The sequence below is a fragment of the Bellilinea sp. genome (assembly GCF_053501535.1).
On sequence record NZ_JBRCOK010000128.1, the window covers coordinates 1 to 9,039 of the forward strand.

At 56.4% G+C, this 9,039-nt stretch carries 6 protein-coding genes; 3 read left to right on the plus strand and 3 right to left on the minus strand.

The genetic code is table 11. From position 1 onward, the window contains the following. A partial coding sequence (locus ACWIZX_RS11985) for a hypothetical protein (RefSeq protein WP_448335946.1) occupies positions 1 to 234 on the minus strand: 234 nt, incomplete at its 3' end. Positions 235 to 338: 104 nt separating this feature from the next. On the opposite strand from ACWIZX_RS11985, the gene ACWIZX_RS11990 reads away from it, so the two are divergent. After that, positions 339 to 3,044 (plus strand): valine--tRNA ligase, encoded by a 2,706-nt coding sequence (locus ACWIZX_RS11990; protein WP_448335947.1) that lies wholly within the window; start codon positions 339 to 341, stop codon positions 3,042 to 3,044. A gap of 122 nt (positions 3,045 to 3,166) precedes the next feature. Continuing rightward, the gene (locus tag ACWIZX_RS11995; protein WP_448335948.1) at positions 3,167 to 4,651 is read left to right on the plus strand and encodes a serine hydrolase; all 1,485 of its coding nucleotides are present in this window, start codon (positions 3,167 to 3,169) and stop codon (positions 4,649 to 4,651) included. On the opposite strand, the gene ACWIZX_RS12000 is transcribed toward ACWIZX_RS11995, so the two are convergent. After that, complete coding sequence (locus ACWIZX_RS12000) at positions 4,648 to 5,715, minus strand: HAD family hydrolase (RefSeq protein ID WP_448335949.1); 1,068 nt, start codon at positions 5,713 to 5,715, stop codon at positions 4,648 to 4,650. The two genes, ACWIZX_RS11995 and ACWIZX_RS12000, sit on opposite strands and share 4 nt — an antisense overlap. A 113-nt stretch (positions 5,716 to 5,828) precedes the next feature. Between ACWIZX_RS12000 and ACWIZX_RS12005 the strand changes: the two genes are divergently transcribed. After that, positions 5,829 to 8,624, plus strand: coding sequence for a helicase C-terminal domain-containing protein (locus ACWIZX_RS12005; RefSeq protein ID WP_448335950.1), 2,796 nt, complete (start codon positions 5,829 to 5,831; stop codon positions 8,622 to 8,624). A gap of 219 nt (positions 8,625 to 8,843) precedes the next feature. On the opposite strand, the gene ACWIZX_RS12010 is transcribed toward ACWIZX_RS12005, so the two are convergent. Continuing rightward, positions 8,844 to 9,039, minus strand: a 196-nt coding sequence (locus ACWIZX_RS12010) for an aldo/keto reductase (protein ID WP_448335951.1), incomplete at its 5' end; no start/stop codon positions are given.

Consider the following 9,039-nt stretch of genomic DNA (forward strand, 5'->3'; position numbering starts at 1 on the left):
GACAGCCGCGCCCGAAACCGCTATAATAATCAAAACATATAACGGAGTGCCGGGAGGAGTAGGTTGACCGGTTACTGACAGAGACGGAGCGCCGCCGGCTGAAAGCCTCCCCAGTTGACCCTGACCGAAGGTCGCCCGGTGAAATCGCCGAAGAAATCCCTGTTCGGGAAAGTAGAACGGCGCGGGTTTGCCCGTTAGCGCAAAGCCTGAATACTGGTTCAGGTTGGAGTGCATTGCCGGCCACGGCAATGAATTGAGGTGGTACCGCGGAAGCAGCCCTTTCGTCCTCAAAGCGAAGGGCTGCTTTTTGATTGAATTTTCACAACTCAGGAGCGAGCATGAATCAACCGTTTTCCTTACCCAAGACCTACGACTTTGCTTCGGTGGAAGAAAAAATTTACGCCCAATGGGAAGCCAGCGGCTACTTCAAGCCAGCCAACGACCCGCGTTCCCCCGACCACGACCCTTCCCGCCGTCCGTTCGTCATTTCCATCCCACCCCCCAATGTGACCGGCGAACTGCATCTCGGCCATGCCATGTTCGTTGCCATGGAAGACCTGATGATTCGCTACCACCGCATGAAGGGCATCCCAACCCTGTGGGTGCCGGGCACCGACCACGCCGGCATTGCCACCCAGTTACAGGTGGAAAAAGCCCTCGCCAAAGAGGGCCTCTCCCGTGAGCAGCTGGGACGCGAGGAATTTTTGCGCCGCACCTGGGCATGGAAAGAAAAATACGGCGGCATCATCACTCGCCAGATTCGCCGGCTGGGCGCATCCTGCGACTGGTCGCGCGAGCGTTTCACGCTGGATGAGGGTCTCTCGCGCGCCGTGCGCGAAGCCTTTGTCCGCCTGTATGAAAAAGGTCTGATCTACCGCGGGCCGCGTATGATTAACTGGTCGCCCGGTTTGAAAACCGCCGTCTCCGACCTGGAAGTAGAATACAGCGAAGAGCCCGGCACCCTTTACTTCTTTAAGTATGTTTTGGCCGACAATCCGCAGGAATACATCCCGGTTGCCACCACCCGCCCGGAAACAATTTTGGGCGATACGGCAGTGGCTGTCCACCCGGAAGACGAGCGTTACCGTGCCTACGTTGGGCGTAAAGTCCTTGTCCCCATTCTCAACCGGGCAATTCCGGTCATTGCCGATGAATATGTGGATCGCGAATTTGGCACCGGCGCGCTTAAAATCACGCCGGCGCACGACCCCAACGATTACCAGATTGCCCTGCGTCACAATCTGGAGATGATCAACATCCTCACCCCCCAGGCCGCCATCAACGAAAACGGCGGGCCGTATGCCGGCCTGGATCGTTTTGAGTGCCGCAAGCGGATGTGGGAAGACATGCGCGCTGCCGGGTTGGTCATCAAAGAACAGCCTTACACCCTCAATGTCCCCCGCTCCCAGCGCGGCGGTGAAATTGTCGAGCCGATGATTTCCACCCAGTGGTTTGTGCGCATTCAACCGCTCGCCGAAGCCGCCCTGCGCGCCGTAAGGGAAGGGCAAATTAAAATCGTGCCGGAACGCTTCACCAAAGTCTATTACAACTGGCTGGAAAACATCGAGGACTGGTGCATCAGCCGCCAGTTGTGGTGGGGTCACCGCATCCCGGTCTGGTACTGCGATGACTGCGGCAAGATCACCGTCAGCCGCGAGGATGCGACCCACTGCGCCCACTGTCAAAGCAGCCGCATCCATCAGGATGAGGATGTGCTGGATACGTGGTTCTCCTCCGGGCTGTGGCCGTTTTCCACACTGGGCTGGCCGGAAGAAACCCCCGACCTGCGCTACTTTTACCCCACCAGCGTACTGGAAACCGGTTACGATATTCTTTTCTTTTGGGTGGCGCGCATGATCATGTTCGGGCTGGAATTCACCGGAAAGCCGCCCTTCCACACGGTGTATCTGCACGGCCTGATCCGCGATGAACACGGTCAGAAGATGAGCAAAACCAAAGGCAATGTGATTGATCCGCTGGAAGTGATGGACGAAATGGGCACCGATGCGCTGCGCTTCACCCTGCTGGTGGGCTCCACCCCCGGCAATGACATGAACCTGAGCCTGAAGAAGGTGGAAGCCAACCGCAACTTTGCCAACAAAGTCTGGAACGCCGGCCGGTTTGTGCTGGGCGCTCTGGCGCAGGCCCCGGCGCAGGCGCAGGCTGCTCCGCAGTGGACACTGGCCGACTCGTGGATTTGGGCACGCCTGCAGCAACTGCTGCGCGATGTGGAGCGTTTGTTCAGCAACTATCAATATGGTGAAGCCGGTCGCCAGATTTACGACTTCTTCTGGTCGGAATTTGCGGATTGGTACGTTGAGATTGCCAAACTGCAACTGGCAGAAGGCGGTGACCGCGCCTTTTACACCGCCCAAACCCTGCTACGGGTGCTGGATGCCTGTCTGCGCCTGCTGCATCCCTTCACCCCCTTCGTTACCGAGGAGTTGTGGGGGCACCTCAAGCGCGCTGCACAGGAAAAAGGCGACGACTTCAGCCCCAAAGGCGGCTGGGAAGAAGCCCTGATCATCGCCCGCTGGCCGCAGGCGCAAGCCGTTGAAGGTTGGGAAGAGGAAAAAATTGCCGATTTCAACCTGATTCAAGAGGTCATCCGCGCCATCCGCAATTTGCGCACCGAAAAGAAGGTCACCCCCGGCAAGCGCATTCCGGCTACCATTGTTGCCGGCAACAAACTGGCTGTATTCCAGCAGCAGGCCGCCGCGATTGCTGCATTGGCCTATCTCCAGGCCGATCACCTCACACTGCTGGCAGATTTAGCGGACAAACCCGAAAATCAGATTGCAATTGTAGTGGCAGGCGTTGAAATTTACCTGCCGCTGGCTGATCTGGTGGACCTGGAAGCCGAACGCGCCCGTCTGCAAAATGAGCTGGCCGAGGCCGAAAAACAAATTGAACGCCTGCGCGGGTTACTGGCTTCGCCCTTTGCCGAAAAAGCCCCCCCAGCGGTGGTCGAAAAAGAGCGGCAGAAACTGGCTACATTCGAAGAAACCGCCGGCCGTCTGCGGGAGCAGTTAGAGAACCTGTAAAGGAACATCAAACTACCCCTTCACAAACGGATGAGGCTTAAAAACCCTCATCCGTTTGTGCCGCTTTCCGCAGGCTGGCACGAATCTGGTACAATTTGTTTCGTTTGTGAACGGAGGAAAGGTTGAGACGAGGCAGCGTAATCATTCTTCGCTGGGTTTCCATTTTATTCCTGTTTTTGGGGGTGCTTTTACTGGTGTTACAGCTGGTGCAATACAGCCGGTTAAGGGCAGCCTTCCCGCCGGGTACTATCATTGCCGGTGTACCGGTTGCCGGGCTAAACCGCCAGCAGGCCGCCGAACGGCTTACCCAGGCCTACAGCGTACCGGTTGAAATCCGCTATGCGGATGCCGTCATTCAGATGCGGCCATCGGCTGCCGGTTTTCGGCTGGACCTGGAAGCCATGCTGGCTGCAGCCGATCAGCAGCGGGTGGCTCAACCTTTTTGGGCCGCCTTTTGGGACTACTTGTGGAACCAGTTTCCCACCCCCGCCGAAGTTCCGCTGCGCGCCAGCTTTTCGGAAGAGCGTTTGCGCGCCTATCTGCGCGACGAAATCGCTGCGCGCTATGACCGGCCGCCTTCACCTGCCTCCCCTGTGCCCGGCACCACCGCCTTCGAGCCGGGTCAGCCCGGCATTGTATTGGATATTGACCGCGCCGTCATTCTTATCTCTGATGCCCTCCGAAATCCTTCCAACCGCGTCGTCAACCTTTCCTTCAACCGCGTAAGTCCCACCCGCCCGGTTTTTCAGAATGTGCAGGTGCTCTTGCAGCAAATTCTCACCACACGCGGTTACGATGGTCTGGCCGAAATTTATCTGCTCGATCTGCAGACCGGGCAGGAAATTAACTTTGCTTACAACGACGGTCAGGTGATTGCCCCGGGCATTGCCTTCACGGCGGCTTCCACCATGAAAATCCCCATTATGATATCCGTGTTCCGGCGCGTGTCTGAACCTGTCCCGCCAGAAGTAACCAACTTACTCGAAGCGATGATCGAACTTTCCGAAAACGATCCGGCAGACCGGCTGATGCAGGTGGTACTGGATTCACGGCTCGGCCCGCTGGAAGTGACCGCCGATATCCAATCGCTGGGGCTGAAAAACACCTTTTTAGCGGGTTACTTTTACCCGGGTGCGCCGTTGCTGCGCACCTATTCCACCCCGGCCAATCAGCGCAGCGATGTCAACACCGATCCCGATCGCTACAACCAGACCACCCCCATGGAAATCGGCGTTTTGCTGAACGACATTTACCAGTGTGCCGTCAACGGCGGGGGAACTTTTCAGGCGGTCTTCCCCGGTGAAATCACCCAGAACGAGTGCCGCCTGATGATCAGCCTGCTTTCCAAAAACCGCATCGGCGTCCTGTTTCAGGCCGGTTTGCCCGAAGGGGTACAAATTGCCCACAAACACGGCTGGATCACCGATCCGCGTGATGGACTGATTCACACAATGAGCGATGCCGGCATTATTTACACCAGCGGTGGCAATTTTGTACTGGTGGTTTACCTCTACCACCCTACTCAATTGTTATTCAATCCCGCCAATGAGTTGATGGCCTTTCTTGCCCAGGGTGTCTATAACTACTATACGCTGGGCAATCCTTAATTCCCTTTCCAGAAAGACTGCTGTAAACGCTCCACCAGCTGCTCAATCGTCCAGCCGAGCGGAGCGGTTAACTCGCGCTCCAGCACAGGGATTGCCTCAGCCAAGCGATCAACCCGTTGCTGCTCCATGCTGTAACGCTGACGCAGCGCATCCATGCGCCTGCTGAAAGGCACAACCTGCCCGTTTTCCACCAGTTTATCGGCGTAATAGACGATTTTTTCTTCCCAGGTTTGCGGGCGTTTACCCTCTTCCAGCAGGTTAAAAAGCATGTGAGTGGCGGCAATTCCAGCCAGTTCCGTTTCTCCGCGCGCTTGCAGCCAGTCAGCCGCTAAATCGCCATGTAAAATATGGCCTCCGCGCGCCGAGATTTTACACAAATCGTGCAGCAGACCGCCGCGGTGAGCCAGCAGGGGGTTGACCATCACACCGCTGTTCCTCAACCAGACGGCAATTTGATAAGATAGCGCGGCAACCATTTCTACATGTACCAGCAGATTGGCTGTTGCATGTTGCTCTAACAGCCACAAGCGCGCCTGATCCGCCCCCGGTAACCGCCGATTTTGCAGTACCTCTGTTAACTCTTCCAAACAGGTCACTTCGGCATCACCCAGTGGCTGTAAAGCCGGCGCAGCCACCCGCTGCGGGTTGAACCACACTGCCCGCCAGCCCGCCAGTACAGCGCCGCCCACATCCCCTAACGCATCATCGCCCACCATAAGCACCGCTTCGCTTCGCACGCCTAAGGCCCGCTCCACAGCGTGGAAAAACCCCTTTTCCGGCTTGCGGGCATTTTCCAGTTCCTGGGGAGTGAAGATGGCCTCAATAAATTCCCCCAAACCAACCCGATTCAACGCTGCGCGCACCTGCTCCGCCGTGGAAATTTCCGCATTGGTACACACAACCAACCGGAAACGGCCGTACAGGGCGGATAGAATCTCTGCCGCGCCTTCCACTGCCTCAACCTGATCCCACTCGACCATGGGACGGTCTTGCGGCCCGCTGCCTTTCATCAGCGTGCCGCCCCAATCAAAGGCGATCACTTCAACACCTTGTGAAATTTCCATTTTTTTCTACCCATTTACAAATGTTGTAAGGAACAAACGAAAATAGTTTTACCACATTTGAGGAACACTTTCAAATCACGGCTGTTCCGGTGCAGGATGGTATAATCCCTGACATGCCCTCTTTGATTGCACTGGATATTGAAACGACCGGGCTGGATGCTCAGAAGGATGCGGTCATCGAAATTGCCGCGGTGCGTTTCAACGGCAGCCGCATCGAGGCCGAGTGGGATACCCTCATCAATCCGCAGCGCCCCATTCCGCCCGCCATCACTGCCCTGACCGGCATCAACAACGATATGGTGCGCAATGCCCCGCCAATCCGCGCTGTGCTGCATGAACTGGCGGATTTCATCGGTGATTCACCGGTGGTTGGTCACAATATCCGTTTCGATTTGAGCTTCCTGCAGCGGCAGGGGATTTTGCCTTTTGTTGAGGCAATTGACACCTACGAAATGGCCGCCGTCCTGCTGCCAACCGCCAGCCGTTACAATTTGGGTTCATTAGGACAGATTCTGGGGATTCTCATCCCCAATTCCCACCGCGCGCTGGACGATGCCCGCCTTGCTCACGCCGTTTTCTGGCAGTTGTACCAACGCGCCCTGGAATTACCGATTGAATTGCTGGCCGAAATCGTCCGTCACAGCGAACCCGTCGAATGGGACGGCAGCTGGATTTTCCGGCAAATCCTGCGGGCGCGCTCCCGTCAACCCATTGAAGCCCGCCAGACCCGCCAGCAGCAATATGACGGATTGTTTGCAGCCGAACATCGCCTGGCTGCACCGCTTACCCTGGTCGAAACTCCTCAGCCGCTGGATGAGGATGAAGTCGCCTCCATACTGGAACCGGGCGGGCTGTTTGCACGCTACTTTGACCAGTTCGAATACCGCAGCCAGCAGGTGGAGATGCTGCGGGCGGTCACCCGCGCTCTTTCAAACGGGGAACATCTGATGGTCGAAGCCGGTACCGGCATTGGTAAATCCTTTGCCTATCTGGTGCCGGCTGCTCTATGGGCTATTCAAAACAATACCCGCGTGGTGATCTCCACCAACACCATCACCCTGCAGGAGCAGCTGATCAACAAAGACATCCCCGATTTACGTGACGCCCTCAAACTCGACCTGCGTGCCACTGTCCTGAAAGGACGCAGCAATTATCTCTGCCCGCGCCGGCTGGAAGCCCTGCGACACAAAGGTCCCGAAACACCCGAAGAATTGCGCATACTGGCCAAAGTACTGGTCTGGCTGCAAGAAGGCGGGCGGGGTGACCGTTCTGAAATTAACCTGAACGGCCCGGCCGAGCGCGAGGTGTGGATGCGCCTTTCGGCTGAGGATGAGGGCTGCAAAGCCGAAGTATGCGTAAGCCGCATGGGCGGTGCCTGCCCCTTTTACCAGTCCCGCCAGCAAGCCCTCAGCGCCCACCTGATTATCGTCAATCATGCGCTGTTGCTCTCCGATGTAGTCACCGGAAGCCGGGTACTGCCCGAATACCAGTATCTGATTGTGGACGAAGGTCATCACATCGAGTCGGCCTCGACGAATGCACTCAGTTACCGCGTCACCCAAAACGATCTCTCGCGCCTTTTGAACGAACTTGGGGGAACTTCCAGCGGTGTTTTGGGGCGGCTGGTTAGTTTGCTCAAAGAATTCCTGCGCCCATCCGATTTTGGGCTGCTCACAAAAACGGTACAACGAGCAACCGACCTGGCCACGCGCCTGGATTTTGACCTCAAACAATTCCTTAAGAGTATCGAAGTCTTCATGGAAAACGCCCGGGAAGGCAAACCGGTCAGTTCGTATGGGCAGCAGGTGCGCATTTTACCCTCAACCCGAAAGCTGCCCGATTGGACAGAGGTCGAAATTCAATGGGACAGCACCAACGAAACCCTCAGCCTGCTGCTCAACCTGATTGCTGAATTACACAAAGGAATCAGCGAGGGGCTTGAGCGGATGGGGGAAGATGTTGAAGACACCCTCGCCAATTTAGCCAGTATCCACCGCCGTTTGAGCGAAGCGCAGGCTTACATCCATGGACTGGTCAGCCAGCCGGACCCCGCAGCCATTTACTGGGTAGAAATCAGTCCCAACAACAACCGGCTATCCCTGCAAATTGCCCCGTTGCACATCGGGCCATTGATGGAAAAATACCTCTGGCATGAAAAGAACAGCATTATTTTGACCTCTGCCACCCTGACGGCTGAAGGTGAATTTAATTACCTGCGTTCGCGCCTGAATGCCGATGAGGCCGATGAACTGATTCTCGGCTCACCGTTCGATTACGAAAATGCGGCGCTGCTCTTCATCGCCAAAGACATTCCCGAACCGGTAGATGCCAACGGCTATCAACGTGCGGTTGAACACAATCTGATTCGGCTGGCACGCGCCACCGGCGGGCGGATGCTGGTGCTGTTTACTTCGTATGCCCAACTGCGGCGCACTTCACAGGCAATCACCCCGGCTTTGCTGGAAGCGGGAATTCAGGTCTATGAGCAGGGTGAGGGTGCGTCTGCCAATCTCCTTTTGGAAACTTTTCGGGAAAGCGATAAAGCCGTTTTGCTGGGAACCCGCGCTTTTTGGGAAGGGGTGGATATCCCCGGTGAGGCTCTTTCGGTGCTGGTTATCGTCAAGTTACCCTTCGATGTGCCTTCTGACCCGATCATTGCCGCCCGTTCGGAAACATTTGACGATCCTTTCAACGAATATCAACTGCCGGAAGCCATTTTGCGTTTTCGCCAGGGTTTTGGGCGGCTGATTCGCACCCAGTCCGACCGCGGGGTGGTTGTCATCCTCGACCGACGCATCCTTTCCAAGCAGTATGGCAAGGCTTTCCTCGAATCCCTGCCGCAATGCAAGGTTCACGTCGGTTCGCTGAACGACCTGCCTGCCATCACCACACGCTGGTTAAACCTCTAAGCAGATAGCTTATAAAAAACGTCAGTTCGGGATAAATCCTTTTTTGCATCCAATTTCAGAATTTTGCCCCCTCCTGCGCCTCCCCCAATATCGAGGAAGCAATATTGGGGGAGGTGGGAGGGGGTCCATTTCCCTGCTCGCCGCGGTTTGTGCTTAACCCAAACCCACGTTAAATAGACCACTACTTCCAATTGGAGGAAAATTTCAGCCTGAACGCCTTCACGGCAGCGTATTGCCGGCCGCCAGATAAATTTCATACCACTCTTCGCGGGTGAGGTTCACCTCGGCTGCTTTCACGCAGTCCTTCAACCGTTGAAGATTGGTAGTGCCGACCACCGGCTGCATTTTAGCAGGGTGGCGAAGCAGCCAGGCAATCGCGAGGGTCGTTTTCGTCACCCCATACCGCGCGCCAATC